This is a genomic window from Zobellia sp. OII3 (genome assembly GCF_002211465.1).
GTDB classification, from domain to species: Bacteria; Bacteroidota; Bacteroidia; order Flavobacteriales; family Flavobacteriaceae; genus Zobellia; species Zobellia galactanivorans.
In genome coordinates, this window is record NZ_MWRZ01000002.1 from 212,425 (window position 1) to 239,421 (window position 26,997).

26 protein-coding genes are annotated in these 26,997 nt (G+C 41.6%); 14 read left to right on the plus strand and 12 right to left on the minus strand.

Annotated elements, in window-relative coordinates:
- Window positions 1–22: 22 nt before the first annotated feature.
- From B4Q04_RS08005 to B4Q04_RS08030, 6 genes are all read left to right on the plus strand, one after another.
- Window positions 23–361, plus strand: a complete 339-nt coding sequence (locus tag B4Q04_RS08005) for a DUF2853 family protein (RefSeq protein ID WP_013995346.1) — start codon at window positions 23–25, stop codon at window positions 359–361.
- An 82-nt stretch (window positions 362–443) separates the two neighbouring features.
- Complete coding sequence (locus B4Q04_RS08010) at window positions 444–1,274, plus strand: S1 RNA-binding domain-containing protein (RefSeq protein ID WP_088696514.1); 831 nt, start codon at window positions 444–446, stop codon at window positions 1,272–1,274.
- Between the two features lie 186 nt (window positions 1,275–1,460).
- Window positions 1,461–2,060, plus strand: a complete 600-nt coding sequence (locus B4Q04_RS08015) for an SPOR domain-containing protein (protein ID WP_013995348.1) — start codon at window positions 1,461–1,463, stop codon at window positions 2,058–2,060.
- 2 nt (window positions 2,061–2,062) lie between these two features.
- Window positions 2,063–2,971, plus strand: a complete 909-nt coding sequence (gene menA / locus B4Q04_RS08020) for a 1,4-dihydroxy-2-naphthoate octaprenyltransferase (RefSeq protein WP_013995349.1) — start codon at window positions 2,063–2,065, stop codon at window positions 2,969–2,971.
- 34 nt (window positions 2,972–3,005) lie between these two features.
- Window positions 3,006–3,758 (plus strand): LytR/AlgR family response regulator transcription factor, encoded by a 753-nt coding sequence (locus B4Q04_RS08025; RefSeq protein ID WP_013995350.1) that lies wholly within the window; start codon window positions 3,006–3,008, stop codon window positions 3,756–3,758.
- Between the two features lie 607 nt (window positions 3,759–4,365).
- Window positions 4,366–6,333, plus strand: a complete 1,968-nt coding sequence (locus B4Q04_RS08030; RefSeq protein ID WP_046287600.1) for a sensor histidine kinase — start codon at window positions 4,366–4,368, stop codon at window positions 6,331–6,333.
- Here the strand turns inward: B4Q04_RS08030 and B4Q04_RS22690 are convergent.
- Window positions 6,330–6,497, minus strand: coding sequence for a hypothetical protein (locus B4Q04_RS22690; RefSeq protein WP_161496055.1), 168 nt, complete (start codon window positions 6,495–6,497; stop codon window positions 6,330–6,332). The two genes, B4Q04_RS08030 and B4Q04_RS22690, sit on opposite strands and share 4 nt — an antisense overlap.
- Before the next feature lie 131 nt (window positions 6,498–6,628).
- Here B4Q04_RS22690 and menC point away from each other — a divergent pair, with 131 nt between their 5' ends.
- Genes menC through B4Q04_RS08045 form a run of 3 tightly spaced genes read left to right on the plus strand, consistent with a single transcriptional unit; the run spans window position 6,629 to window position 9,712 of the window.
- Window positions 6,629–7,681: an o-succinylbenzoate synthase gene (gene menC, locus B4Q04_RS08035; RefSeq protein ID WP_013995353.1), complete on the plus strand. Its 1,053-nt coding sequence runs from the start codon at window positions 6,629–6,631 to the stop codon at window positions 7,679–7,681.
- Entirely contained in the window at window positions 7,672–8,655 is a 984-nt protein-coding gene (locus B4Q04_RS08040; RefSeq protein WP_088696515.1) for a CPBP family intramembrane glutamic endopeptidase, read from the plus strand. The genes menC and B4Q04_RS08040 overlap by 10 nt, the downstream gene beginning before the upstream one ends.
- The gene (locus B4Q04_RS08045; protein WP_088696516.1) at window positions 8,621–9,712 is read left to right on the plus strand and encodes an AMP-binding protein; all 1,092 of its coding nucleotides are present in this window, start codon (window positions 8,621–8,623) and stop codon (window positions 9,710–9,712) included. Before B4Q04_RS08040 ends, B4Q04_RS08045 begins: the two co-directional genes overlap by 35 nt.
- Window positions 9,713–9,734: 22 nt before the next feature.
- Here B4Q04_RS08045 and B4Q04_RS08050 read toward each other — a convergent pair whose 3' ends face one another.
- Window positions 9,735–11,363 (minus strand): acyl-CoA carboxylase subunit beta, encoded by a 1,629-nt coding sequence (locus B4Q04_RS08050; protein ID WP_013995356.1) that lies wholly within the window; start codon window positions 11,361–11,363, stop codon window positions 9,735–9,737.
- Between the two features lie 73 nt (window positions 11,364–11,436).
- Here B4Q04_RS08050 and B4Q04_RS08055 point away from each other — a divergent pair, with 73 nt between their 5' ends.
- From B4Q04_RS08055 to ettA, 3 genes are read left to right on the plus strand one after another with little or no spacing between them, the layout of a single operon-like run.
- Window positions 11,437–12,435, plus strand: a complete 999-nt coding sequence (locus tag B4Q04_RS08055) for a Gfo/Idh/MocA family protein (RefSeq protein ID WP_013995357.1) — start codon at window positions 11,437–11,439, stop codon at window positions 12,433–12,435.
- A 59-nt stretch (window positions 12,436–12,494) separates the two neighbouring features.
- Window positions 12,495–12,677 carry a CAL67264 family membrane protein gene (locus B4Q04_RS08060; RefSeq protein ID WP_013995358.1) on the plus strand — a complete coding sequence of 61 codons (183 nt, stop codon included), beginning with the start codon at window positions 12,495–12,497 and terminating at the stop codon, window positions 12,675–12,677.
- A 42-nt stretch (window positions 12,678–12,719) separates the two neighbouring features.
- Window positions 12,720–14,411, plus strand: coding sequence for an energy-dependent translational throttle protein EttA (gene ettA / locus B4Q04_RS08065; RefSeq protein WP_013995359.1), 1,692 nt, complete (start codon window positions 12,720–12,722; stop codon window positions 14,409–14,411).
- A 71-nt stretch (window positions 14,412–14,482) separates the two neighbouring features.
- On the opposite strand, the gene B4Q04_RS08070 is transcribed toward ettA, so the two are convergent.
- Complete coding sequence (locus tag B4Q04_RS08070; RefSeq protein ID WP_088696517.1) at window positions 14,483–15,301, minus strand: MBL fold metallo-hydrolase; 819 nt, start codon at window positions 15,299–15,301, stop codon at window positions 14,483–14,485.
- Between the two features lie 12 nt (window positions 15,302–15,313).
- Window positions 15,314–15,769, minus strand: a complete 456-nt coding sequence (locus B4Q04_RS08075) for a GNAT family N-acetyltransferase (protein WP_013995361.1) — start codon at window positions 15,767–15,769, stop codon at window positions 15,314–15,316.
- Window positions 15,770–15,937: 168 nt separating this feature from the next.
- On the opposite strand from B4Q04_RS08075, the gene B4Q04_RS08080 reads away from it, so the two are divergent.
- The gene (locus B4Q04_RS08080) at window positions 15,938–16,825 is read left to right on the plus strand and encodes a hypothetical protein (protein ID WP_013995362.1); all 888 of its coding nucleotides are present in this window, start codon (window positions 15,938–15,940) and stop codon (window positions 16,823–16,825) included.
- Between the two features lie 80 nt (window positions 16,826–16,905).
- Here B4Q04_RS08080 and fumC read toward each other — a convergent pair whose 3' ends face one another.
- Window positions 16,906–18,303, minus strand: coding sequence for a class II fumarate hydratase (gene fumC, locus B4Q04_RS08085; protein ID WP_046287601.1), 1,398 nt, complete (start codon window positions 18,301–18,303; stop codon window positions 16,906–16,908).
- 161 nt (window positions 18,304–18,464) lie between these two features.
- Here fumC and B4Q04_RS22825 point away from each other — a divergent pair, with 161 nt between their 5' ends.
- A complete protein-coding gene (locus B4Q04_RS22825; protein ID WP_013995364.1) occupies window positions 18,465–18,635 on the plus strand; it encodes a hypothetical protein in 171 nt (56 codons plus the stop codon).
- Window positions 18,636–18,764: 129 nt separating this feature from the next.
- Here the strand turns inward: B4Q04_RS22825 and B4Q04_RS08095 are convergent, their stop codons facing one another.
- The 7 genes from B4Q04_RS08095 to B4Q04_RS08125 all read right to left on the minus strand — a co-directional run bounded on the left by B4Q04_RS08095 (window position 18,765) and on the right by B4Q04_RS08125 (window position 26,991).
- Window positions 18,765–21,263, minus strand: coding sequence for a TonB-dependent receptor domain-containing protein (locus B4Q04_RS08095; RefSeq protein WP_088696518.1), 2,499 nt, complete (start codon window positions 21,261–21,263; stop codon window positions 18,765–18,767).
- A gap of 1 nt (window position 21,264) precedes the next feature.
- Window positions 21,265–21,768 (minus strand): hypothetical protein, encoded by a 504-nt coding sequence (locus B4Q04_RS08100; protein WP_013995366.1) that lies wholly within the window; start codon window positions 21,766–21,768, stop codon window positions 21,265–21,267.
- 192 nt (window positions 21,769–21,960) lie between these two features.
- On the minus strand, window positions 21,961–22,302 hold the full coding sequence (gene arsC / locus B4Q04_RS08105; RefSeq protein ID WP_013995367.1) for an arsenate reductase (glutaredoxin): 342 nt from the start codon (window positions 22,300–22,302) through the stop codon (window positions 21,961–21,963).
- A gap of 35 nt (window positions 22,303–22,337) precedes the next feature.
- Window positions 22,338–23,439, minus strand: a protein-coding gene (gene prfB, locus B4Q04_RS08110; RefSeq protein WP_231854773.1) for a peptide chain release factor 2 whose coding sequence is annotated in 2 segments (ribosomal slippage) — window positions 22,338–23,372 and window positions 23,374–23,439 — 1,101 coding nt in all. Because the reading frame shifts where the segments join, the coding sequence is not laid out codon by codon here.
- Window positions 23,440–23,576: 137 nt separating this feature from the next.
- Entirely contained in the window at window positions 23,577–24,434 is an 858-nt protein-coding gene (locus B4Q04_RS08115; protein WP_088696519.1) for a transglutaminase-like domain-containing protein, read from the minus strand.
- A 71-nt stretch (window positions 24,435–24,505) separates the two neighbouring features.
- Window positions 24,506–25,453 carry an alpha-E domain-containing protein gene (locus tag B4Q04_RS08120; RefSeq protein WP_013995370.1) on the minus strand — a complete coding sequence of 316 codons (948 nt, stop codon included), beginning with the start codon at window positions 25,451–25,453 and terminating at the stop codon, window positions 24,506–24,508.
- 74 nt (window positions 25,454–25,527) lie between these two features.
- Entirely contained in the window at window positions 25,528–26,991 is a 1,464-nt protein-coding gene (locus B4Q04_RS08125) for a circularly permuted type 2 ATP-grasp protein (protein WP_013995371.1), read from the minus strand.
- Window positions 26,992–26,997 lie beyond the last annotated feature (6 nt).

Consider the following 26,997-nt stretch of genomic DNA (forward strand, 5'->3'; position numbering starts at 1 on the left):
ACATAAATCAACACTAACTATTATGAGTAAAAGAGACGATTTGATTGTAAAGTACGCTGAGGATATTAAGGAAAAATTTGGAGAAACTCCAGATATGGATCTTTTGACCAAAGTTACTGTAGGCCTCGGTCCTGCAATCTATAATATCGATGCTTCCAAGGTTTCAGGTTCCGATGATAAGGAGTTGGAAACGGTTAAGAAGAATTACCTAATGAAGAAATTAGGTATGAGCGATGACCCAAAATTGATGGAAGCTATCAAGTCTGTTGTAGAAAAATATGGTGCTAGCAACAGAAACAAGCATAGAGCAGTTATTTATTACATGCTCTGCAAACACTTTAATAAAGCATCTGCTTATTAATGTAAATTGCATAATGTCTAAAAACCGTTCATTAATAGTGAGCGGTTTTTTTATACCCAAATTTTAAAGTTACTTTTGCAGTATGATAGAACTCGGAAATTATAATGAGCTGGAAGTGTTAAGAGATACCAGTGTTGGTCTCTTTTTAGGGAGCAATACCGGTACCGAAATACTACTGCCCAACAAGTATGTGCCAAAAACCATAGATATTGGTGACATGATAAAGGTTTTCTGTTATCTAGACCATGAAGAAAGACCTATTGCCACTACCTTGACCCCAAGTGTAATCAGAAATAGATTCGGTTTTCTACAAGTTGCCGAAGTGAATGAAATTGGGGCGTTTATGGACTGGGGCCTTGAAAAGCATTTGTTGGTTCCCTTTAGTGAGCAGCGCGAGAAAATGAAAGAAGGGCAATGGTATGTCGTTCGCTGCTATATGGATGATGTTTCGTTCCGCTTGGTCGGCTCGAACAAAATCGATAAATTTTTAAGTAACGAAGAACTGACGGTTAGGGAGCGCCAAGAAGTAGACCTACTCTTTACCCGATTGACCGATTTGGGATGGGAAGTCATAATCAACGATCAACACAAAGGCCTGGTTTATTCCAATGGGATCTATAAACATGTAGCGGTCGGTGATAGAACCAAAGGGTATATCAAGCATATTCGTCCTGACAACAAATTAGACGTTTCCCTACAGCCTATCGGCGAAAAAATCCTAGAGCCAGCGGCCGAGGCTATCTATAAAAGGCTAATGGCCCATGGCGGTTTTTTGGCCTTACACGACAAATCGGACCCGGTACTCATTAAGAAGGAACTTCAAATGAGTAAGAAAACCTTTAAAAAGGGAGTGGGAACCTTATACAGGGAACGAAAAATTTTAATTAAGGAAGATGGTATACACGCTATCTGATGAAAAAGAAATTGCTTCCGTTACCGTGTAATCACTGATTGATCGATGAACGGAAAGTTTTTAACATCGGATATATACATCTATACCACAGAATATGGTAATTTTGCAACATTCCGGAAGTGCATTTCATCGATCTTTCGGTATTTTGGTTAACTTTAACAGTGTAACCTCATAAAAAATAATTATATGCCATTTATAGAAGAAAGCGACCTACTGGAGTTGCACAAAGATATAGACAAGGCGCAGATAATTAATGAGCGTCTTCTAGATCAGATTAAGTTCAAAAACAAGGAGATTAGAAACAAACGATGGCAACGCAATATCTTTGCGGGTATAACGGGACTTTTCCTTATAGGCGGTCTTATCGTTTTTTCCTTTTCCGCAGGACGTAGCGTTTCCAACAACTACGAAAGCCCAAGTAATTTATTGGTATCTATAGATAGTTTAGACGCTATTAAGTCTAGAATTGACAACTTGAAGCAACAAAACGAAGAGTTGAGCCTAGTAAGGGAATTCTATTTGGCAAAGGAATTTTTAGAAAAGGAGAAGATATACTCCGTACAGGTAAAATCATTTGTTGACAACAATATGACCTTGGCCTCAGAGGCACTTACCAATACCATGTTTGTGAAAACTAATCCGTTTTATTCCTATTCCCTAGGTAATTTTGAAACCTTACAGGAAGCGCAGAAATTCAGGGAACAATTGGTGGAACTCGGTTTTCAGGATGCTTTTGTGGCGTCTTATAAAGATGGAAAAAGAATACGGATAGAATCCCCGCAATAATTTTGACAAAAGTAGGTCCTTGGATAAATGCAGCTAGGTTACGAACCCTACCCTTATCGGTTTCCGGTGTTGTAGTAGGTTCCGCGCTGGCCAATTTATACGGTGTACAGGATATGCTCATTTTTGTCCTAGCCCTATTGACGACCATAGGATTTCAGGTCACCTCTAATTTTGCCAACGATTACGGCGATGGGGTAAGGGGTACCGATAACGAAGACCGCATAGGTCCTAAAAGGGCCTTGCAAAGTGGAATCGTGACCCGGGAGGAATTGAAACAAGGGGTAATCATTTCGATTGTCATCGACTTTCTTTTGGTCGTAGCCCTTGTATATTGTGCCTTCGGATTTGAAAATATGTTTTACCCTATAGTCTTCCTCATATTGGGGGCAGCGAGTATCTGGGCGGCCATAAAGTATACCATTGGTGCCTCGGCATACGGATATAGGGGACTGGGAGATGTTTTTGTCTTTCTGTTCTTTGGCCTTTTGGCTGTTATGGGATCCATGTTTTTATATACAAAAAGCTTGAATGCCATGGCATTATTGCCCGCAGCGGCCATCGGTTTCTTAAGTGCAGGAGTATTGAACCTCAATAATCTACGCGATTACGAGTCCGATAAAAAAGCAAATAAGAATACGCTCATTGTCTATATTGGTTTTTCAAACGGTAAGAAGTACCACTATGCATTATTGGTTTCGGCCTTCATATGTATCTTGGTTTTTTCAATTTTGAATTTTAAAAGTTGGGCGACTTACTTACCTTTATTAGCGTTTATACCCATTTTTTTACATTTGAAAAGGGTATACCGAACGGATAGAAATGACCAAATAGATCCCGAACTGAAGAAATTGGCCTTAAGCACCTTTCTTTTGTCAGTACTGATGTACATCAGTTGTAATATTTTTTTGTAAATTTAGAATATAAACACACTAAATAATAACCATTTTGGAACAACCAATTAGAATATTAATAGTAGAAGACAATGTGATCATCGCAGATGATATGCAATCTATGCTCGAAGAAATAGGGTATGAGATTGTAGATAATGTCATCGTCTACGAACAGGCGGAAGAAGTCTTAAAGACACAACATGTAGATTTGGTTTTGATCGATATTATTTTGGCCTCTGACAAAACGGGTATCGATTTAGGAAAGCACATCCGTGAAAACTACGACATTCCCTTTATTTTTGTTACTTCGAACTCGGATAGGGCTACTGTAGAGAACGCTAAGACCGTAAAACCTAACGGTTATTTGGTGAAACCTTTTGAACAGCAAGACCTGTATACATCTATCGAAATCGCTCTTTCCAATTTCACGCGCTCCGATAAATCGCCTGCGGCAGTGGTCAACAGCAATGAAGATGTTCCCATGTCGAACACCGTTTTGAAAGATTCTATTTTTGTAAAAAAACAACATCTTTACTACCGTATTCAGTTTAGTGATATCCGGTTTATCAAGGCCGATAACGTATACTTAGAAGTGAATACCGTTGACAAGAAGTTCTTGGTACGCTCTCCCTTAAAGGATTATTTGGAAAAACTACCGAAAAACAAGTTCTATAGGGCCCATAAATCCTATATCGTAAATGTAGACCACATCGATGCAATCAATTCTAAGGATATCATGATAAAGGATACCTTGATACCGATTTCGAAAGATTTTAAAGAGTTTATCATTTCGGCAATGAATTCTTGAAAAAGGAAATATATATATCCCAGGGAATCATCATTGATGGTTCCTTTTTTTATTCATAAACAATCGCAAATTTCATTTGTTAATATACATCACGTTAAAATTTGATGATACGTTCAAGCTAAGGAGGACGAATAGCGGGAATTTCCCAAGAACTGTACCACAAAAAGGCAGATTATTAGGTGATGTGGAATTTTCGGGTAGTAGGAAACTAAAATAAAATGTTTCCGTCAACAATATAATGTAGGTCGAAAATGTGGACAGATCTGGTTTTTACAACAAGAATAACGTCCTACACAACAATGCTGAACGGTTCTGATCGACAAGTGGTATTTTTATTGTCGATGAACGGCACATACGGTAGCCTTACTTTTTTTTCCATGTTTTCGGGCGTATAAAGCCTTATGTAAGTGCTGTTATTTTGTTCCCGAGCTTTTGTTTAACTTTATGGATAAATGAACGGAATATTTAATTAAAATGAGTTAATTTGAATTGGCTACCGGTATGCATAATGGTAACGTTTTATGAGTATAAGACCCAAGGCCAAAAGCTGAATAGAATCTAGTAATAAATTAGCATAATGCTCTCTGATTTTGTTTCATTTCAAAATATGAACAACCTTTCATTCAAAAAAGCCCTTGTACTCTTGGCTGTATTTTTTCTAGCGGTAGCTCTACGCGCCCAAGAAGATGACAGTGAGAAAAACCCTTATCAGCGGTTTCAAGATATTGAGGCCGTCAATGAGCAGTTGAACTTCTTTTTTAATTCGCCCGACCTCTACCGTGAAAACTCTACCTATGATTGGTTAGACCTTATCAATATCTACCTGAACGCGGCTATCAAAGAAGATAATGTCAAGGAAATTGAGTATTACAAGCTCATGCAGGCCAGAATTTATTACGATTTGGGCGACTACGATAAAAGTTTGGCCATTTCCAAAGAACTATATGTCGATAAGGAAGACCTTGATAACAATATGAAAAGCAAATTGTTGGATATCATGGATGACAACTACGGTCAGCTTACCATGTATACCGAACAAATTGAAATACGCAAAGAACAAAGGGAACTCGGTATTAACGAGAATGTCGCCTTCTATGATATCTATGCCAATTTGGGCATGTATAGAAAAGCCATGGAACATTATATTGATAATGTAAAGAAAACCATAGAAGAGAACGATTTTTATGCCCAAGCCGAATACTACAATAATCTAGGGAACTACTTAAGGTTGGATGAATCTGCGCCTACCGCCTTAAGCCATTACAAAAAAGCCAAAGGCTACATCGATGTTTTCTTGAACCTCATTACCCGAAAAAAATCGGATAAAGAGATAGAGAGCGCCAATCTTTTAAAGGGAATCATAGAAGGCAATATAGGCAAATGCCATGTGGAACTGGAGCAGTACAAAGATGCCATCCCACATTTGGAAAGTGCCATCAATACCTTGAAAAAATACAAAAGCAAAGAGCTCTCATCAGAAATTACCGAAAATAGTCTGGCCATTTCCGAATGCTATTTGCAGTTGGCCAACTATGAAAAGGCAACGGATTACCTAAGTGATAATCTTGAGACCAGAACGACCACTAACCTTTTGCGAAAAAACAGGTTGTTGGCCATGTATTACGAGAAAACGGAAGATTACAAGAACGCCGCCCTTTATTTTAAGAAGAACATTCGCGTGCGCGATTCTATATTGAACAACGAGTCGGAGCTGAGAAAGCAACAATTGGCAGCGGTAATGGGGCAGGATCTTGCGGTATCGCAAACCATGTTGGCCGAACAAAAGCGTGCTCTTGAAAAATCAAGAAACGATATGATGGCCAAGGACCGCAGTATCAACTTGGTACTTATTTCTTTATTGTTCACCTTGTTAGGTTTTGCCGGCTTGGTATATGCCTATTTGAAGAGTATAAAAAACCAACGACTGATTGCCGAACAGAAATATATCATTGAAAATTCCTTGGTAGAAAAAGATTCGCTCTTAAAGGAAATTCACCACAGGGTTAAGAATAACCTTCAAATGGTTTCCAGTTTGTTGAGCCTGCAGACCAAAAATACGAGGAGCAAGGCGGCCATTGAAGCCTTGGAAGAAGGAAAGAGTAGGGTGAAGGCCATGGCCTTGATCCATCAAAAACTATATCAAAACGAAGATTTGTCCGTTATTGAAATGCAGAGCTATATCGAGAGTCTGATCAATAGCGTGCAGTCGGTCTATAAAAAAGGGGGACACAATATCAATATCACGGTAGATGCCGAAGGTGTTGAACTCGATATTGACCGTGCCATTCCTTTTGGCCTCATGCTCAATGAGCTTGTTTCCAATTCCTTTAAGTATGCTTTCCCCGATAATGATGAAAACGGAAAAATCTACATCCACATTCGAAAAATCGGTGAAAAGGAAGGATATTTTGAATATTCCGATAACGGTATCGGTCTGCCGGATGACACCGATGAAAGGGCCAATTCATCCATGGGTATTAGGTTGATGAACCGCTTGGCCAACCAACTACAGACCACTTTGAACATTGACAAGACCGCCGAAGACGGTGTGCGTTATTGGTTTAATTTCTGTTAGAACTTTCTTTTTTTTGCGCTGCGCCTTACCATTACAGGATGTAATAATTTAGGAAAAAAGCGTTTCAAATAAACGCCCAAGACTTCGCCGCCGCCCATATACACTTCAAATTCTTCCTTTTCTATGGCCTTTACCATTTTCTGGGCAAAATCTTTAACCGTCATGCCATTGGCATTGTCGCTATCTTCACTTCCTCAATTCCTGAAGAGGCCCCGGTAATCCAAACAGTTTTGTGGTTTATGCTTGCCATTTTGGGTATTTAAGAGGTAAAATATAGCTAAATTTGAAGCGAATTATGCAGGCACACTATAAAAAATACATCCTAAATTTTAAGCGCCCGAGTGGAACTTCGCGGGGCGTACTGACCCAAAAGGAAACCTGGTTCCTTATTCTTCATGAGGATGGAAATTATGGAATAGGGGAATGTGGAATTTTAAGGGGACTGAGTATTGATGATGTTTCCGATTATGAGGAGCGATTAAAATGGACCTGTGAAAATATCCACTTGGGGAAAGAAGCGCTTTGGGAAGCCTTGATGGAATTTCCGAGTATACAATTTGGGGTAGAGCAGGCCTTTACCTCTCTTGAATCCAACAATCCATTTGTACTGTTTCCATCGGAATTTACGAACAAGTCCAGACCGATCGCCATTAATGGTCTTATTTGGATGGGAGATGAAAGTTTTATGCACGAACAAATCGCCCACAAATTGAGCGAGGGCTTCAAATGCATCAAAATGAAAATCGGGGCCATAGATTTTGATACGGAAATAGCCCTGCTATCATCCATCAGAAAAAAATATGACCCTTCGGAAATAGAATTAAGGGTAGATGCCAACGGGGCCTTTACCGCCGAAGATGCCTTGCACAAACTGAGTGTTTTAGGCCGGTTCTCTTTACATTCCATAGAACAGCCTGTAAAGCAGGGCCAATTTCAACTGATGCGCGATTTATGTGCCAAGACACCCTTGCCCATAGCCCTTGATGAAGAATTGATCGGGGTTTTCGGTGTAACGAAAAAGGAAGAACTCTTACAAACCATACAACCGCAATATATCATTCTGAAACCAAGTTTGGTCGGAGGCTATAGGGGCTGTAAAGAATGGATCGAAATTGCCGAAAGAATGCATATCGGCTGGTGGATTACAAGTGCCCTTGAAAGTAATGTGGGGCTGAATGCCATCGCACAGTGGACCTACACCTTGCAAAGCCCGATGCCACAAGGTTTGGGCACGGGAAGCCTGTATACTAACAACCTCGATTCGCCCTTAACGGTGCAAAAGGGACAGTTGTTCTATAGGGATAATAAAAAATGGAAAAGTAATTTAATTGAAGATTTATGTATATAGCACAAGCGTATAGAGGATTGAGTGATTCGTGGAGGTATGTTATCGGACTCCTGGTTGTTTTTTTTGTATGGCAATTTATAGGAGGTATTCCCTTGATTATTGCGCTTTTGGTCAAGGCCGATTCCCTTGCGGTTTTAGGATCTGGGGATATGGGCGTAATGGCCGATATTTTAGGGGCCAACACCCTGTTTTTCTTGATGTTGTTGACCTTTGTAATCGGTTTGATCGGCCTTTTTGCCTATGTGTCCTTGGTACATAAACAGAAAATCACCCAACTTACGACTTCGCGTAAGAAAATCGATTTTAAAAGGGTCTTCTTTGCTTTTATCGTTTGGGCCTTGATTTCCACGGCCTTTATCTCTGTCGATATCGTGCTTTCCCCGGAGAATTATGAATTCAATTTTAACTTGGAGCCGTTTTTAATCTTGGCAGTTATCGCCGTTTTGATGATTCCGCTACAGACGAGCATGGAAGAATACTACATGCGGGGCTATATGATGCAGGGGCTCGGCATTATGGCCAAGAACCGTTGGGTGCCTTTGTTCGTGACTTCCTTGCTTTTTGGGATCATGCACGTTTTTAATCCTGAAGTTGCGAAAATGGGCTATGGTATTTTAATTTTCTATATAGGCACAGGCTTTTTTCTCGGTATTATTACTTTGATGGACGAAGGTTTGGAATTGGCCTTGGGCTTTCATGCGGCCAACAACTTGACCGCAGCACTTTTGGTCACGGCCGATTGGACGGCTTTTCAGACCAACTCTTTGTACCGTGATGTTTCCGATCCTGTTTTAGGTTGGGATATTTTGGTGCCGGTCTTTGTCATCTATCCGTTATTACTTTATATGTTTTCCAAAAAGTACAAGTGGACCGATTGGAAGGAACGCCTAACAGGGGATGTGCCGTCAAAAGAGACATTTTTAGCCTTAAATAACGATAATGCAGACGTACAAGACCCTTCATCACCAATTTAAACTTAACGGATGTTCCTATTCCAAGGAAGAACTAAAGGAAGTTGCCTATAGTTTGGTAAAGGAAGGGGAGGCCTATGAACAAGCCATCGGCGATTTTCTTATCGATTGGTTGAACGATGCGCCCAGTCTAACCGTTCATACTTCGGGATCAACGGGAAAGCCCAAGCCTATAAGTTTGCAAAAGCAACATATGGTAAATTCGGCCCGTGCTACGGGCGCGTTCTTTGAGCTCCAACCTGGCGACACGGCCCTGCTATGTCTTCCCGCCAGTTATATTGCCGGTAAGATGATGTTGGTCCGCGCCATGGTCTTAGGGCTTTCCCTTGATTGTGTTCACCCATCCTCCAAACCATTGACGGAAACCTCGGCTTCGTATGACTTTATAGCCATGGTTCCCCTGCAGTTTGCAAATTCCTTGAATGAACTTGACGGGGTGAAAAAACTTATTGTTGGGGGCGCACCGGTTTCCTATAAATTGAAACAAAGCTTTCTTAAAGCGGCGCAGCGTACCAAGGTCTACGAAACCTATGGTATGACGGAAACCATAACCCACATAGCGGTGAAGCCCTTATTGGCAGAACTGATCGAATCGAATATAGATTTGGACGTTTTCACGACCTTGGCCGATGTTAGTGTTACCACGGATGAAAGGGGCTGCTTGGTAATCGATGCGCCATTGGTATCCAATGAAACCATCCATACCAATGATATGGTTCGCTTAACTTCGGAAAAGACTTTTAAGTGGTTGGGGCGCCTTGATAATGTCATTAACTCCGGGGGTGTAAAATTATTCCCTGAACAGATAGAGGCCAAGCTGGCCTCGATTATGGAAAACCGTTTTTTTGTGGCCGCCCTGCCCGATGAAGTATTAGGTCAAAAATTGGTTTTGCTAGTGGAAGGAGTTCAAGAAACGGCGCAATTAAGAAATAAGATTGCGAATCTTACATCCCTTAAAAAGTTTGAAGTGCCCAAGGAAATTTTTACCGTGGAGGCCTTTGTAGAAACCTCTAGTGGAAAAATAAAAAGAAAGGCAACCCTAAACAAGGTCGCCTTATAACATCTTGGCTATAGAAATGGGGTTATACTTGTATAACACCCAGGTTAAACTCCTTTTCAATAGGGGCATGGTTGGCCGCCTCGATTCCCATAGAAATCCATTTACGGGTATCCAAAGGGTTTATTACCGCATCGGTCCATAAACGGGAAGCCGCGTAATAAGGCGAAACCTGATTATCATACCTACTTTTGATTTTATTGAAAAGCTCGGCTTCTTTCTTTTCGGTAATCGTTTCCCCTTTTTTCTTGAGCGAGGCCTTTTCAATTTGCAAAAGTACTTTAGCGGCAGAATTTCCGCCCATAACGGCAAGTTCCGCACTTGGCCAAGCTACTATAAGCCTTGGGTCATAAGCCTTTCCGCACATGGCGTAGTTTCCGGCACCATAACTATTGCCGATAACGATAGTGAATTTCGGAACTACGGAGTTACTTACGGCATTTACCATTTTCGCCCCATCCTTAATGATACCGCCATGTTCACTTTTGCTTCCTACCATAAACCCGGTAACGTCTTGCAGGAAGACAAGTGGGATTTTCTTCTGGTTGCAATTGGCAATAAAGCGGGTGGCCTTATCCGCGGAATCGGAATAGATGACCCCGCCGAACTGCATTTCCCCCTTTTTTGTCTTTACGACCTTGCGTTGGTTCGCCACTATACCTACGGCCCAACCATCAATCCTGGCATAGCCCGTTAAAATGGTTTTACCGTAACCTTCTTTGTATTCTTCAAATTCGGAATTGTCAACCAGGCGTTTTATAATTTCGCCCATATCATACTGATCCGTTCTGGAGCCGGGTAGAATGCCGAAAATATCATCGGGATTTTCCTTGGGTTTTACCGCCTCTTTTCTATTGTATCCGGCCTTGTCAAAATCACCGATTTTGTCCATGATGTTCTTAATGGTATTCAGGGCATCGGCATCATCTTTGGCCTTGTAATCGGTTACGCCGCTTATTTCACAATGGGTAGTGGCCCCTCCCAAGGTTTCATTGTCTATGCTTTCGCCAATAGCGGCTTTCACCAGATAGCTTCCGGCCAAGAAAATGCTTCCTGTTTTATCTACGATCAGTGCCTCGTCGCTCATGATGGGCAAATAGGCCCCGCCGGCCACACAACTGCCCATGACCGCTGCAATTTGGGTAATTCCCATACTGCTCATTATCGCATTGTTCCTGAAAATTCGGCCAAAATGTTCTTTATCTGGGAAAATTTCATCCTGGAGGGGAAGGTATACTCCCGCACTATCTACCAAATAGATAATGGGCAAGCGGTTTTCCATGGCGATTTCTTGGGCCCTAAGGTTTTTCTTGCCCGTTATGGGAAACCAGGCACCCGCCTTTACCGTGGCATCGTTCGCAACCACAAGACATTGCTTCCCGGAAACGTATCCCATTTTAATGACCACTCCGCCAGAAGGGCAACCGCCATGTTCTTCGTACATGCCATCGCCCACAAAGGCACCTATTTCAATACTGTCCTTGTCTGCGTCCAAGAGGTAGTCTATACGCTCACGGGCCGTCATTTTTCCTTGGGCGTGCTGTTTTTCGATGCGTGCTTTTCCTCCTCCAAGTTTTACTTGGGCCAAGCGCCTTTTAAGGTCGCTTAGTAGTAATTTGTTATGGTCTTCGTTCTTGTTGAATTTTATATCCATTTTTTTACCTTGACTTTTCAATGCTTAAAGATAAGGAGTAAAATTGTTTACATTTGAAAAAATCGAAAATCATATGGTACAAGAAATACGATGGGGAATTGTTGGTTTGGGAAGTATAGCTCACACCTTTGCGAAAGATTTGGCCCTGGTTACGGGCGGAACCTTGACCGCGGTGGCATCTAGAAGCCTTGAAAAAGCAAAGGCATTTGCCGGTGAATATGGGGTGGCCCATACTTTTGATACTTACGATGCCCTGTTTGAAAGTAAGGAGGTAGACGTGGTTTATATAGCAACCCCGCACACCTCACATGAAGCCTTGAGCATACGTGCCATGGAAAATGGTAAACATGTGCTCTGCGAAAAACCGATGGGGGTGAACCCAGATCAGGTAGCGCGCATGATTGCCGTGGCCGAAAAGAACAAGGTGTTTTTAATGGAGGCGCTTTGGAGCCGTTTTAATCCATCGATACGGAAAGCGAAACAACTAGTGGAAAGCGGTGAAATTGGTTCTGTAGGTTTTGTTCATGCCGATTTTGCCTTTTATGCCCTGAACAGGGATCCCGATAACCGACTGCTCAACCCTGATCTGGCCGGTGGCTCTTTGCTCGATATAGGAATCTATCCCATTTTTCTGTCCTATTTACTGTTGGGCATGCCAAAAAACATACAAGCTTCGTCGCATTTATACAAGACGGGGGTAGAAATGCAGACCTCAATGATCTTTGATTATGAAGGCGCGCAGGCCATTCTGTATAGCGGATTAAATTCCAAATCTGAAATGAAAGCCGAGATTTCGGGAAGTGAAGGCAGTATTTTTTTATCGCCGCGATGGCATGAGGCACAGGGGTATTCTATAGAAAAGGAGGGTGAATTGGTCGATTACAATTTGCCTACCAAGGGTAAGGGATACACTTATGAAATTGAGGAAGTACACAGCTGTTTGGCTTCCGGCAAGGTGCAAAGTTCGATGTGGAGCCATCGCAATAGTGTCGATTTGGCCCGGCTTCTTTATGAGGTGCGGCAAAAATCAAACATTATTTTTCCTTTCGAACAACAAAAAGAGGGCGTGTAGCCTTGAAATACCCTAAAAATTACGATATTTGAAGTTACCAAAATCGAAACCGAAAAACCATGGGAATGAATAAAAATACCGTATTGGCCTGGGCCACTTTTATAATGATTTTTGTGGGCTTGGCCCTAATCGCTTTAGGAGCCTTTAGATACGATGAAGTAGCAGGATGGGGCTTTGCCTCCGTAGGCATAGGATTCTTTGCTATTGCTTGGGTATTCAACGCACTTAAAGGACGGGTTTAGTCCACTCTTTTTAATATCCTCTAAAACACTTAAAACCATTATATGTCTGACGATAAGAAAGTGATTTTCTCCATGTCGGGGGTCACTAAAACCTATAAGAACGCGAATACACCTGTTCTTAAGAATATATACCTAAGTTTTTTCTATGGTGCCAAGATTGGTATTTTAGGTCTAAACGGGTCGGGTAAATCAACCTTGTTAAAGATCATTGCGGGAGTTGACAAGAATTTTCAGGGCGATGTCGTTTTCTCCCCAGGATATAAAGTCGGTTACCTTGAACAAGAACCGGAGTTGGACGAAAACAAAACCGTGTTGGAGATTGTCAAGGAAGGCGTTAGCGAAACCGTGGCCATACTTGACGAGTACAACAAAATCAACGATATGTTCGGTCTTCCTGAAGTATATGAAGATGCCGATAAGATGCAGAAGTTAATGGATAAGCAGGCCGAGCTTCAAGATAAGATCGACGCTTCCAATGCCTGGGAATTGGACACGAAATTAGAAATCGCCATGGATGCCCTTCGCACCCCGGAGCCCGATAAAAAAATCGGGGTACTGTCCGGAGGGGAAAGAAGGCGTGTGGCCCTTTGCCGCCTATTGCTTCAAGAACCCGAAATATTATTGCTCGATGAGCCTACCAACCACCTTGATGCCGAATCGGTACATTGGTTGGAACATCACTTGGCCCAATATAAAGGTACGGTCATTGCCGTTACCCACGACCGGTACTTCTTGGATAACGTAGCGGGATGGATATTGGAATTGGACCGAGGTGAAGGTATTCCCTGGAAAGGAAACTATTCAAGTTGGTTGGATCAAAAATCAAAACGCCTGGAGCAGGAGAGCAAGACGGCCTCTAAACGACAAAAAACCTTGGAGCGCGAGCTGGAATGGGTACGTCAGGGAGCGAAAGGACGTCAGACCAAACAAAAGGCGCGTTTGAAGAATTACGACAAGTTGATGAGCCAAGATCAAAAACAACTTGACGAAAAACTTGAAATTTATATTCCGAACGGACCGCGATTGGGCACGAACGTGCTTGAAGCGAATGGCGTTAGTAAGGCCTATGGCGACAAGTTATTGTACGAGGACCTGAACTTTAAATTACCACAAGCGGGTATCGTGGGGGTTATTGGCCCGAATGGGGCCGGTAAGACGACAATTTTTAGAATGATCATGGGAGAGGAAACTCCTGATAAAGGTGATTTTCAAGTGGGCGAGACCGCTAAAATCGCCTATGTAGACCAAAGTCATTCGAATATAGATCCCGAAAAAACCATTTGGCAAAACTTCAGTGATGAGCAAGAGCTTATTATGATGGGCGGTCGTCAAGTGAATTCAAGGGCCTATTTAAGTAGGTTCAATTTTTCAGGAAGTGAACAGAATAAAAAAGTAAGTATGCTTTCCGGTGGTGAGCGTAACCGACTCCACTTGGCCATGACCCTAAAGGAAGAAGGTAATGTATTACTTTTGGATGAGCCTACCAACGACCTAGATGTTAATACCTTACGAGCCTTGGAAGAAGGTCTGGAAAACTTTGCAGGCTGTGCAGTGGTGATTTCCCACGACCGTTGGTTCCTAGATCGTATCTGTACCCATATCCTGGCCTTTGAAGGCGATTCACAGGTCTATTTCTTTGAAGGTTCCTTCTCCGATTACGAAGAGAACAAGAAAAAACGATTGGGAGGGGATTTGATTCCGAAACGTATTAAGTACAAGAAATTGATTCGATAGATAAAATCGATTTTAAGGAAAAAAGCTCTTGAAAATTTTTCAAGAGCTTTTTTTTATACTCGAAACGTATTTTAATAATCAGCCTTAGGGTACCAATCCAACTGGATCACTTCGATATTGGGATCAGCAGCATTGACCAATTGTTTGAATTTAGAAACATCGCTTACATCGGGCTTACCTCTGTAATGGTAAGGGTAGACCTGTTTGGGTTTGAATTCCAATACGGCATCGGCAGCGCTTTCAGGGGTCATGGTATAGGGAAGGTTCATACAAATAAAGGCCTTATCGATATACTTAAGGCTTCGCATTTCAGGAATGTCTTCCGTATCGCCAGAAAAATAGATACGTTGGCCATCGATACTCAAAAGATAGCCATTACCACGGCCTTTCTCGTGAAACTTTAGGGCCTCCTTCCTTAGGTTGTACATTGGTATGGCTTCAATCGTAATTCCGTAGCGTTCCTTGCTGTCGCCGTTGTTCAATACATCAATCTGAGGGGTAAAGACATCGGGTATTTTGTCGGCTACGGCTTGGGGCACTATAATTTTTGCTTTATCCGTGCCCAAAGCTTTTAGGGTCTCTAGGTCAAAATGGTCGCCATGGATGTCGGTTATCAATATGAGGTCGGGCGATTTATGGCCTTTGAACATGTCTATGCCTCCTACAGGGTCTATATAGACCGTTATATTGTTCCATTCCAAGACAGCGGTAGCGTGCTCAATAGGGCTTATCGTTACTTTGGAAGGTACATTTTCCGCCATAGCGGGAACCGAGGCCGTTTCATTGGCCTCTGATAGGGCTTTTTGATCCGGGGCGACTTCTTTTTTATTCTCTTTACACCCAAGAGTAAGGATGCTTGCACTAATCAATACAAATAGTATACGCTTCATGGTGTTTTAGGTTTATAGGGTTAATTGCATTTTAATATTGCTTCGTGTGTATTCAAGGTTTTCTTCAATGGGAACTTCTACAAAACCAAACTTTTTATAGATGTGCAGGGCGTTGTTCAATTTGGTGTTTGAATATAGAATCAAACGGCGCAAAGACTTTTTCTTTGAGAAGTCCAATACATGCGACAAGAGTTTTTGTCCAATTTTATGACCGCGATAGTTGGGATCTACTGCCATTTTTCCCAATTCAAAGGTAGTGGGGCCGGCAGGAAGTAATGCACAACACCCTACGATATCGTTTTCCTTTTTTGCAAAAAAGATGTAACCTCCTTTATCGATTATGCTTGCTTCGCAGTTTTCCAATAAATAGGTGTCCAGCGGTTCTACCGCAAAAAACTCTTCGATCCATTTCAGGTTCAAGTCCCTAAATGCCGAGGCGTACAGAGGATTAAAAGGTACTATTTCCATTTCAGTTATAAGAAGGTGATATATAGATGTATTTAAAATTAAGGTTTCGTAAGGATTTATTTTCTTTAATAAACGATTTTTTTACATTAAAAAATCTAAAAATTAAAACTTATCGTATATACACCGATACAAACAAATAAATTCTTATTAGAAATAAATCTTAACATTATGACTGAAACAAAAAGTAACAATGGTTTGAAGGTGCTGGCAGGCTTGCTAGGTGTGGTACTTTTGGGTACCATCATCTATACCGTTAGTCTATATCAAGAAAAGAAAAAGAACGAAACTGCACTTACACAAGAAAAAGAGTTGGTTGTTGAAGACTTGAATAGTTTAAAGTCTGAATACGACAAAGCTATTTTGGAAAGCAATGCAACCAATGAAGAGTTGGTATCCGCAAGGGACAACATTGCAAAATATATCGACTCTGTAAAAAGTATGAAAGCCGATATTTCTTCTTTGTCTAGATATAGAAGACAAGTTAGCATCTTAAAGCAAGAAAGGGAGCAATTGTTAAAGCAGGTAGATTCGCTTACCAAATCGAACACGCTTATTGCCATGCAAAGGGACAGTACTTATACTGAACTAGAGAAGCAAACTGTTTTTAACGATTCTTTGGTTGTTCAAAATACGCAATTGGCCGACGTTGTTGAAAAGGGATCTGCACTTAACCTATCTAAATTCAGTGTTGACGCCGTTAAGGAACGTAGCAGTGGTAAATTGGTTTCTACGTCAAGAGCAAAAAGAACCGATAAATTCAAAATCTGTTTTACGGTTGCCGATAACGTAATCGCCCAAGCTGGAGACAGGGAATTCTTTATTGAAGTTCTTGACCCACAAGGTAACGTTTTAGGGGAAAGCTATTCTAAAACCAATGATTCCGGCGCATCTGTAACTTACAGCAAAGGAACTGGCTTCTACTACGAAAACAAATCATTGGACGTTTGTGATTACATCAGTAAGCCTGCGGGAGACTTCAAAGAAGGAAACTACATGGTCAACGTTTATGATGATAGACTTAAGTTGCTAGGAACTTCTAAGTTCACATTGAAATAATAAACACTACCATTTATATAAGAAAAGGGGCAATCTTAACAGATTGCCCCTTTTTATTTGTACACTTTTCTAAGTCCAACTTATTTAAGGCTACCTACCATATCGGCGGGTTTTACCCATTCGTCATAATCTTCGGCGGAAACATAACCGAGGTTAATGGCTTCTTCTTTTAAAGTGGTTCCGTTCTTATGGGCCGTATTGGCAATTTCGGCAGCTTTATAGTAGCCGATTTTTGTATTCAAGGCCGTAACCAACATCAAGGAATTGTTTAAAAGCTCTTTGATAACTTCGTGGTTAGGCTCTATACCGGCCGCGCAGTTAACGTCAAAGCTCACACAGGCATCGCCGATCAATTGGGCGGATTGTAGGATGTTGGCGGCCATCATAGGTTTGAATACGTTCAATTCGTAGTGTCCTTGGGTACCTCCGACTGAAATCGCTACATCGTTCCCCATGACTTGGGCACATACCATGGTCATTGCTTCACATTGCGTCGGGTTAACCTTTCCGGGCATAATGGAACTTCCCGGTTCGTTGGCGGGAATTATAATTTCACCGATACCTGAACGAGGTCCAGAGGCCATCATACGGATATCGTTGGCTATTTTGTTCAATGATACGGCTAGTTGTTTTAAGGCGCCGTGGCTCTCTACAATGGCATCATGTGCCGCAAGGGCTTCAAACTTGTTCTCGGCGGTACGGAAGGGCATACCGGTGAACTCGGCAATGTATTTCGCAACAAGAACATCATAACCCTTTGGGGTATTCAAACCGGTTCCGACAGCAGTTCCCCCTAAAGCCAATTCGCTTAGGTGATCAAGAGTATTGTTCAAAGCTTTCAAGCCGTGGTCCAATTGTGAAACATAGCCCGAAAATTCCTGTCCCAGGGTTAGGGGAGTGGCATCCATAAGGTGCGTACGACCGATCTTTACCACATTGGCGAACTCTTTGGATTTTTTGTCTAAAGTATCACGAAGCTGGGTAATACCCGGGATGGTCGTCTCTACAATTTTCTTGTAAGCGGCTATATGCATTCCCGTTGGGAAGGTATCGTTCGATGATTGTGATTTGTTGACATCGTCGTTAGGCTGAATCGTTTTTTCGCCTTCGCCAATTTTTTTTCCGGCAATTTCATGGGCGCGGTTGGCAATCACTTCGTTAACGTTCATATTGCTCTGTGTTCCCGACCCGGTTTGCCATATCACCAATGGAAATTGGTCATCAAGCTTTCCTTCTAGAATCTCGTCGCAGACCTGGGCGATCAAATCCCTTTTTTCTTGGGCAAGAACGCCAAGCTCGGCATTGGCATAGGCCGCCGCTTTTTTAAGGAAGGCAAAACCGTAGACTACATCCAAGGGCATAGAGGCAGAAGGCCCGATTTTAAAATTATTACGGGAACGCTCTGTTTGTGCACCCCAGTATTTATCACTTGGAACCTGTACTTGGCCCATAGTGTCCTTTTCTATTCTAAAGCTCATTTCTGGTAGTATTACGTTAGATGACAAAGGTAGCATTTCACCATTTTATTTCGTCTTCGTAAGTTTAAAAATTTAGATTTTTCAACTTCTTCCATTTTTTTTGATTTCCATTTGCAATTATCATTCTTTCTAAAGTATCTTTGTATAGCAAAATTTAGCACATGGAATTTGATCAGTACCTTGGATTTTTAGCTTTCTTAACCATTTTAACCATCGGTTTTTGGTTGATGATTTTTTTATTGACCTTTGTAGTACCTTATTGGTTAGGGGGAAATATTATGGAACTCTATAAAGAGTGGAGAGAAAAGAAAAGAGCTAAACGTAGCGCATAGTTGCGTTTTTACATAGAAAAAGCAGGAAAACGAATATTCGCTTTCCTGCTTTTTTGTGCCCTTGATCGAATAAAAAAATCCCCGCTAACATTAAATTAGCGGGGATTTTTTATTGAGCCTATTCTCTTTTTAACCTTCCATTTCATCTTCTCCACCACCGTTCTCATTTCCACCTCTACCATTTTTACGGTCTCGGTCTTTAGACTGGTTGATCCTATACCTGAAAGAGAGGTTTATTGATCTGGGCCTAAACTGGAATTCGCTTCTAGAGCTAAAGTCGTCGGAAACGGTGTAAGATTGTCTTTTCCTTGAATTCAAAAGGTCACTTACATTTAGCGATACGGTGCCTTTATCTTTCATAATGTCTTTGCTGAACGCCAAGTTTAAAGACAGCATACCCTTGGTCTCCGTCTGTGAATTTTGACGTGGCCCCATATAAAAGGCATTGGTTTGCCATTCTATTTTCTCGGGCAGACTTACTTTTGAGCTGAAACGGGCAAACCAACTTGTGTTATCCGTTCCATAATCCGTTCCGTTATGTTCCCCTTCACTTGAAAATTGGAAGAAGTTGACACTACCATTTAAACGCAACCATTTTTTTGGATTGTACAGCACACCGGCTTCGGCGCCTATTCTTTCGTTTGAGGATAAATTAATGGGTAAAGACCTAATGATTCGTACACTGTCCGTTGTGGTCTGCCCAGTGGCTTCCTGAATGTACTCAAATGAATTGGTCTCACGCTTATAATAAACCGAGGAAGTAAGAGTAAGCTTGTCCCAACGCTTTAGGTAGCCTAGATCAAACGAATTTGAATAGGCTGGGTCTAAATCTGGATTTCCCTGAAAAATATTGGCTCTACTGGCCCTAGATGGAAAGGGATTTATAAAACGCCCTCTAGGTCTATTGATCCTTCTATTGTAACCTAAAGAAATGTTTTCCATCTCCCCAATTTCAAATATAAGGTTGAGGGTAGGGAAGAGGCCTAAGTAGTTTTTATCAAAATTTAAATCGACATCTTCTCCTAAGGCATCCTCAATGGCAGATGTATCAAAATCTGAGGTGACCTCTCCTTTTAGTTGTGTGTTTTCCAATCGTAACCCGGCCAAGAAAGAAAATTTACCGAATTTATTACCGTATTGGGTGTACAGGGCATTTACATTTTCTTGGTAAGTGAATTTATTGGTCAAATCTTCATTTGTAACAAATTGATTGGTAGACCTGTTTAACGAGTCAAGTTTATAATCTGTAATCTCTCTTTCAAAAGTACCCCTATAGCCTACTTCAAACTGGGCGTCTCCCATGGGGAGCACGTAATCGGCCTGTACGAGATATTCGTCGTCAATTTCATTCTGATAGATACTTTCAAGCGTGTTTAAACTTGTATTAGGAAAGGTGTTATTGTCATCAATGGTAGAATTCTCTACTTCGTCACCATTGGAATACTGTAAATCTGCTGTGAGCTTTTGGCCATCGTCATCGATATTGTTCACATAATTTAATGAGAACTGGTAGTTCTCTTCATCTTCAAGTTCTATTTCCTCCCTGAAACTTTTTCTCGTTAAAAGTCCGCTCTCAAAATAGTCACTATAATTTTCGGTTAGGTCGTCCCCATCTTGAAAACGCATAAAGAAACTTCCTGTAAGCGAGGACTTTTCATTAAAGAAATATTCAACGCCAAAATTATTGTTGAAACCTTTGCCCGAGCGGGTATAATCGCGGTTTTCGTTAATTTGATCGTATTGGCCGTCGTTGTACGAGTTTTCATAAAAGGCATGACCGGGCGATTCATTATATCTGTAGCCCAAGGTATTGAAAACATTGAATTTATTTGTTCTTAAATTGGCATTGACCGACATGCTGCTTTGTGAAGGGTATCCTATGTTTACGCTTACCGAACCGTTAAAACCTAGGGTTTTTTCCCGCTTTAAAACAATGTTCAAGATACCGGCGGTACCCTCTGCATCATACCTCGCCGACGGGCTTGTTATGACCTCTACCTTTTCTATGGCATCGGCGGGCAGTTCCCTTAGGGCGTCCGTAGAACCAAAACCGGCCAAGGCCGAAGGTTTCCCATTGATAAGGATTCTTACGTTTTCATTCCCCCGTAAACTAATGGCTCCTTCCACGTCTACATTTACCGAAGGAACATTGTTGAGGGCGTCGCTAATGGTCGCCCCACTAGTGGTAAGGTCTTTACCTATATTGTAGATTTTTTTGTCGAGGCGGACTTCAACGGTGGTTTTTTCGCCGACCACTTCTACGCCTTCCAATTGTGCCACGTCAAGGGCCAATTTTACCGTACCCAAATCGGTAGATTCCTTTAGGAGTTGGTTAGGTAGTTTGTAAGTTTTATAGGAGATATATTCAACACTGATGTTGTATTTTCCGGGAAGGGTCTCAACAGAGAATTTACCGTCGATATCAGTGATGCCCCCCGTAACTTTTTCAGGGTTATCGACGCTTTGAAGTACTAAAGTAGCGTATTCAAGTGGATCGCCATTGTCTTTGTCCAATACCGTTCCGGTGATTTTTATGGGCTGCCGTTCTTGACCTTGGGGCCGCTGCGGCCGTTGTGCGAATGCGTTTATCGATAACAGTAACAGGGTGATCAAGAAGGTTTTTCTCATGTCAGTCTTTAGATTTTTTTTTCTTTCGTTTTTTCTCCCGTTTCTTTTCCTTTTGTGTCTTTTGAAGTCCCTTTTTCTGCATTTCTACAAAAGCCTCATATTTTTCAATGGGCAAACCGGCCTTCAGTTCTTCGTCTTGGGCCTTGGTGATTTTTTCCATACCCTCGCGCATTTGCTCGGGACTTAGCTCAAGAATCTGCATTTCAATTCGTTTTTGCAGATACTTTTTCAATACGGAACTCATTACGGCCGATTCAAATTCGTTTAGCTCCAAGGCTTGGGCTATACCGGGCATTTCGTCATTAACGATTTGCTCGGCAGTTTTGGGCTCGGGGGCTTTTGGTGTTTCCTGAACTTGAGGGATGGCACTTCGTTGCCTTCCATAACCATAACCTCCGCCACCATAGCCGTATCCACCGCCGCCATAACCGTATTGGGCCACTAGCTCGGGACTTGTAAACAATAGAACAAAAAGTAAAATAACGTATGGGATATTGTTTTTCATGACGATATCAGGGTGTAAGATTATATTTTTATAGAATGGTTTAACCTTGCTTTGGTTAAAGCTTTGTTAAAATAATAACGCAACAAATGTACCAAATTCTCAAGAGTGAAAATATACTAAAAAATAATGTAGGCATCCACTTGATTTCTAGTGAAATACCTACTTTTTATTTTTTAGGAAAGAACGATATTCTTAAAGGATATCTTCCACCAATTTTGGGGGGCGGCCGATTACCGCTTTCCCGCCGTTCACTACTATGGGGCGTTCTATGAGTTTAGGGTGAAGGATCATGGCATCTAGAATTTCTTCTTGCGACAAAAGCTTGCCCCTATAGTTCTCCTTCCAAATAGCCTCATTTTTTCTGACCAACATTTCCGGGGTGATACCGAGGCAATCCAGTACTTTGCGAAGCTCTTCCTTGCTGGGTACGTCCTCCAAGTATTTTATGACCTCAAATTCCTTGCCCGATTGTTCGAGTATATGTAGTCCTTCTCGTGATTTTTGGCATCTAGGGTTGTGATATATCTTTATCATCGTAATACTATCTTATAGCTAATTTGTTGTTGTAATCAATCTTCTTCTTTTTGGCCCATCATCATAAGGTAAGCTTTTAGAAAAGCATCGATATCTCCGTCCATTACGGCATCGACATTACCTGTTTCTTGACCGGTACGCACATCCTTAATAAGCTTGTAAGGATGCATTACATAGTTGCGTATTTGCGACCCCCATTCAATTTTCATTTTAGAGGATTCGATTTCTTGCCGTGCCTCCATTTTCTTCCGAAGTTCGATTTCGTAGAGTTGCGACTTCAACATTTTCATGGCCGTAGCCCTGTTGTCGTGCTGACTCCTTGAATCTGAGCAAGAAATCTGTATGCCCGTAGGATGGTGCACCAGTTGTACCTTGGTTTCCACCTTGTTTACGTTCTGACCACCGGCCCCACTAGACCGTGCGGTGGTAATGGTTATATCTGCAGGGTTTACGTCAATTTCAATACTGTCGTCCACTAAGGGGTATACGTATACCGAAGCAAATGAGGTGTGCCGTTTGGCATTGCTGTCGAAAGGGGAGATACGCACTAATCGGTGCACCCCGTTTTCGCCTTTTAACCATCCGAACGCAAAGTCACCTTCTATCTCTAGGGTTACGGTCTTTATACCCGCAACATCCCCTTCTTGATAATTGAGCTCCTTTATTTTGTATTTGTTCTTTTCGGCCCACATCATATACATACGCATGAGCATAGAGGCCCAATCGCAACTTTCGGTACCACCGGCACCGGCCGTAATCTGCAGAACAGCCGAAAGTTCATCCCCTTCCTCCGAAAGCATGTTTTTGAACTCGAGCTTCTCTAACTGGTTAATGGCCTTTTCGTACTGGGCGGCAACCTCGGTTTCAGTGACTTCCCCTTCCTGAAAAAATTCCATCAAAATTTCTAAGTCGTCAACCAGTGTTTTGGCGGTATTGTAATCATCCACCCACTGCTTTTTAGACTGTATGAACTTCATATGGGCTTGGGCTTCCTGGGGATTGTCCCAGAAATCCGGAGCCAAGGTCTTCTCTTGTTCGTTTTCTATTTCAATAAGCTTGGCATCGACGTCAAAGATACCTCCTTAACGCACCAAGGCGATCTTGAAGACCCTTAAACAGGTCCGTAGTAATTGTCATTGTATTTTATTTTCATACAAAAATACTACTCTTTTTTATCTATTCTGCAGTAAATTTTCGAATGTTTATGATAGGGGACAAACACGGGTTTGTTGATCGGCCAATGCCCTGCACTCAGGTTTTTTATACTGAAATCCTTATTGTTGGTCTTGGCTGTTCACCTGAACGGAATGAACGGTTTGGTTCTTTCCCGAGGTGTATACAACACCCTTTAACGGAGAGCAATCTGAGTAGTCTTTGCCGTGCGCAACCTTAATGTGATCGGTTGCTGCCAAAATATCATTGGTAGGGTCAAAACCGATCCAGCCGGCATAGGGGATATAGGCTTCTGCCCATGCGTGCATTTGTGAATCCCCAAAATAACCGTTTCCTTGATGTAGATAACCCGAAACATATCGGGCAGGAATACCGTTTGTCCTTGCTAAAGCACAAAACAAATGGGTGAAATCTTGACAAACCCCTTGACGGATATCCAATACTTCATCTAATGTGGTGTGTACATCTGTTGCCGTAGTGTTAAATTGAATATAGCGGTAAGTATAACTATTAAGGGCCATTAGGTTGTCGAAAATAGAATTGCCCCAATCAAATTCGAACAAAATGTTTTTAGTGTAGGGAATATGAGTGTAAGGGGTTGTTTTTAGGAAGGCCTCGTAATCGACTCTAAAATTTAGCCCCTGAATTTTTTCAATCGACTTTGATTTATCGGCTTCAGGTGTAAAATCGAAGGGGTTGATTTCTTTTTTTATTAGTCTGAATCGGGCTTCAAAGGCAATTTGTTCAAACTTTTGTTTCATATGGACACGTATGGTCTTAAAGCCATATCCGTTTATGGAAAATTCAAATTTGGGGCCGATAGAAGAATCAAAGTCGATTCCGATGAATTGCTGTGATTCATTTTCTTCCGGGATGACCAAAAATTGCCAATAGGCCTCATGTACCGATTCTTCATAGGTGTTTTGGGCTTTATAGGTAATAAAATATTCTAATGGCATATAAATTTGGTTAAACTAGTTAAGGGTACTGTTTATGTTCGGTCTTGATATGAGTTGAGCGGGGGTGGGAATCAGTAGCTAAAAAATTCTTCTTCCATTTTTTGACTTATTTCATAAAGACTGTCCAAGGTATTGTCAATGACCGATTGAATGTCTTTTTCTATTTCTATTATACATTTAAACTCATATTCCGCCTTTACCTTGGCAACTAAAAAAGCTGTAGAGTCACGATCTATTTTTTTATTGGGGTCTAAAATTTGCATATGTTTAAACACTTGGTTTAAACTGTTCATAATTGACCGGGGGCAATCGGGGTTGAGGATCAAAAATTCCAAAGTAGATATACTGCTCGGGGTTTTTTTGTAGTACCGGCGCATCATATCATAAGACTCCGTACATTTCAAAAGGGTAGTCCACTCAAAACTATTTTTAAATTTGTCCCCATAGCTGCCCTGTGCCTTTAGTGCGTCGTTGCTCTTGGCATTGATGATACGTATAATTTGTGTGGCCCGCTCGATATTGGCGCCCATCATGATTATGGCGTAAATCTCATCGTGCATGAGCGTACTTCTTACCTTTCCCCTCAATATAGCGGACATCTCTGTAACGTTAAGGGTGAAGTCGTGAAGCCCATTTTTTGTATAGACCTTAGGGTCGTATTTTGAGATGAAGTGGTAAAACTTATTGATAGATTCGTATAGCTCAGTGGAAATGAGGTCTCGGGCACTATTGGCATTTTCCCGTACGCTTCTCACGTTATTTATAATGGAAGAAGGATAATTCGGGTCCAACCCTATCTTATACAGCACTTTTTCTTCACTGTGTACGATGGATTCGTCCTCTATGGGGTCACCTATCATATTGAGCATGGAACGTAAGACGAATTGCCGTGATTGCGAAAGTTGGTTAGGGGCATCCAGGGATGAAAAATAGTTGACCCGAAGATACCGGGCAATGTGCTCTGAACGTTCAATATAGCGTCCCATCCAGAAAAGGTTATTGGCGACTCGTGCTAGCATAGGCAATTTTTAAATATTAGTCCGTATTAGGGTTGTGAACCTTGTGTTCGAGTAAATTTTTTATTGCGTTCCCATTAAGTTTTTAAAACCCAAGTGTCTTTGGATCCCCCACCCTGTGATGAGTTGACGATCAAGTTGCCCCTTTTTAAGGCTACTCGGGTCAAGCCTCCTTTCAGGACGAATTCCTTGTCCTTTCCCAAAACCGTAAACGTTCTTAAGTCTACATGCCGTTGTTCAAAAGATTCGGTTTTATCGATATAAGTAGGGTGAACCGAAAGAGACATAATAGGTTGTGCTACATACTTTCTTGGATTTAAAAGAATTTCCGCCTTGACGACTTCTATTTCCTTTTTGCTAAGTCGGTTTCCAATAGAGATACCATAACCACCGGCTTCGTCCACTGGTTTTATGACTAGGTTTTCTATATGTTCCAAAACGTACTTTAATTCTTTGGGTCTACTGCAATGGTAGGTGTGCACATTGTTGAGAATGGGTTCTTCGTTTAGGTAATACCTTATGATTTCAGGCATATAGGTGTATACCGCCTTGTCATCGGCAACACCGGTCCCCGGGGCATTGGCCAAAGTTACATTGCCTTTTTTGTAAGCGGCAAATAGGCCCGGTACGCCTAGGGAAGAATCAGGCTTGAACTCTAATGGATCGATAAAGGCATCGTCGATTCTTCGGTATATTACATCTACTTTTTGTGGTCCTTGAATGGTCTTCATGTAAACAAAGTCGTTTTCCACAAATAAATCCCTGCCTTCTACCAGTTCAACTCCCATGGTTTTTGCCAAATAAGAATGCTCATAAAAGGCCGAGTTGAACATGCCTGGAGTAATGACCACAACATTAGGGACGTCTACACCTTTTGGCTTAACGGTTTCAAGCAAGTCCAAGAGATTTTCGGCGTAATTGGTAACCGAATAGGTTTTGTAATGATTAAAAACTCCAAAGAGGGCCCGCTTTAGGGCGGTGCGGTTACAGATAACATAACTTACCCCACTTGGACATCTTATATTGTCTTCAAGCACGTAATATTGTCCATCGGTATGTTTAATGATATCGGTGCCGGAAATATGGTTATAGATTCCACCAGGCGGGTCGACCTTATTCATTTGATCCAAGTAGTTGGCGGACGAGCTTATCAACTCCATGGGGACTATACCCTGTTTTATTATTTTTTTGTCATGGTAAATATCCCATAGAAACAGGTTTAGCGCCCTGCTTCGCTGTATGGCTCCCGATTCGATAATGTTCCATTCTTCGGGAGGGATTATTCGTGGGAAAAGGTCAAAAGGAAAAATTTTTTCCTCTGTTTTCTTTTTATCATATACCTGAAACGTGATGCCCTGGTTAAAGAATGATGATTTTGCCTTTTCATTTAGATTGACATAATCCTTTATGGAATGCTCTCCATAGAGGTTGAACAGTTTGGAGTAGACATCCTTCACTTGCCCTTTTTTATCAAAGATTTCATCAAACAGGACAGGGTTTCTTTTGTAGGAAGAAAAAATCTGATTTTCGAGATTTACCATAGTACA

Bases quoted from the DNA above. Each gene is read 5' to 3' on its own strand.
- B4Q04_RS08005 (WP_013995346.1), top strand. From the start codon at position 23: ATGAGTAAAAGAGACGATTTGATTGTAAAGTACGCTGAGGATATTAAG.
- B4Q04_RS08010 (WP_088696514.1), top strand. From the start codon at position 444: ATGATAGAACTCGGAAATTATAATGAGCTGGAAGTGTTAAGAGATACC.
- B4Q04_RS08015 (WP_013995348.1), top strand. From the start codon at position 1,461: ATGCCATTTATAGAAGAAAGCGACCTACTGGAGTTGCACAAAGATATA.
- B4Q04_RS08030 (WP_046287600.1), top strand. From the start codon at position 4,366: ATGAACAACCTTTCATTCAAAAAAGCCCTTGTACTCTTGGCTGTATTT.
- B4Q04_RS22690 (WP_161496055.1), bottom strand. From the start codon at position 6,497: ATGACGGTTAAAGATTTTGCCCAGAAAATGGTAAAGGCCATAGAAAAG.
- menC (WP_013995353.1), top strand. From the start codon at position 6,629: ATGCAGGCACACTATAAAAAATACATCCTAAATTTTAAGCGCCCGAGT.
- B4Q04_RS08040 (WP_088696515.1), top strand. From the start codon at position 7,672: ATGTATATAGCACAAGCGTATAGAGGATTGAGTGATTCGTGGAGGTAT.
- B4Q04_RS08045 (WP_088696516.1), top strand. From the start codon at position 8,621: ATGCAGACGTACAAGACCCTTCATCACCAATTTAAACTTAACGGATGT.
- B4Q04_RS08050 (WP_013995356.1), bottom strand. From the start codon at position 11,363: ATGGATATAAAATTCAACAAGAACGAAGACCATAACAAATTACTACTA.
- B4Q04_RS08055 (WP_013995357.1), top strand. From the start codon at position 11,437: ATGGTACAAGAAATACGATGGGGAATTGTTGGTTTGGGAAGTATAGCT.
- B4Q04_RS08060 (WP_013995358.1), top strand. From the start codon at position 12,495: ATGGGAATGAATAAAAATACCGTATTGGCCTGGGCCACTTTTATAATG.
- ettA (WP_013995359.1), top strand. From the start codon at position 12,720: ATGTCTGACGATAAGAAAGTGATTTTCTCCATGTCGGGGGTCACTAAA.
- B4Q04_RS08070 (WP_088696517.1), bottom strand. From the start codon at position 15,301: ATGAAGCGTATACTATTTGTATTGATTAGTGCAAGCATCCTTACTCTT.
- B4Q04_RS08075 (WP_013995361.1), bottom strand. From the start codon at position 15,769: ATGGAAATAGTACCTTTTAATCCTCTGTACGCCTCGGCATTTAGGGAC.
- B4Q04_RS08080 (WP_013995362.1), top strand. From the start codon at position 15,938: ATGACTGAAACAAAAAGTAACAATGGTTTGAAGGTGCTGGCAGGCTTG.
- fumC (WP_046287601.1), bottom strand. From the start codon at position 18,303: ATGAGCTTTAGAATAGAAAAGGACACTATGGGCCAAGTACAGGTTCCA.
- B4Q04_RS22825 (WP_013995364.1), top strand. From the start codon at position 18,465: ATGGAATTTGATCAGTACCTTGGATTTTTAGCTTTCTTAACCATTTTA.
- B4Q04_RS08095 (WP_088696518.1), bottom strand. From the start codon at position 21,263: ATGAGAAAAACCTTCTTGATCACCCTGTTACTGTTATCGATAAACGCA.
- B4Q04_RS08100 (WP_013995366.1), bottom strand. From the start codon at position 21,768: ATGAAAAACAATATCCCATACGTTATTTTACTTTTTGTTCTATTGTTT.
- arsC (WP_013995367.1), bottom strand. From the start codon at position 22,302: ATGATAAAGATATATCACAACCCTAGATGCCAAAAATCACGAGAAGGA.
- B4Q04_RS08115 (WP_088696519.1), bottom strand. From the start codon at position 24,434: ATGCCATTAGAATATTTTATTACCTATAAAGCCCAAAACACCTATGAA.
- B4Q04_RS08120 (WP_013995370.1), bottom strand. From the start codon at position 25,453: ATGCTAGCACGAGTCGCCAATAACCTTTTCTGGATGGGACGCTATATT.
- B4Q04_RS08125 (WP_013995371.1), bottom strand. From the start codon at position 26,991: ATGGTAAATCTCGAAAATCAGATTTTTTCTTCCTACAAAAGAAACCCT.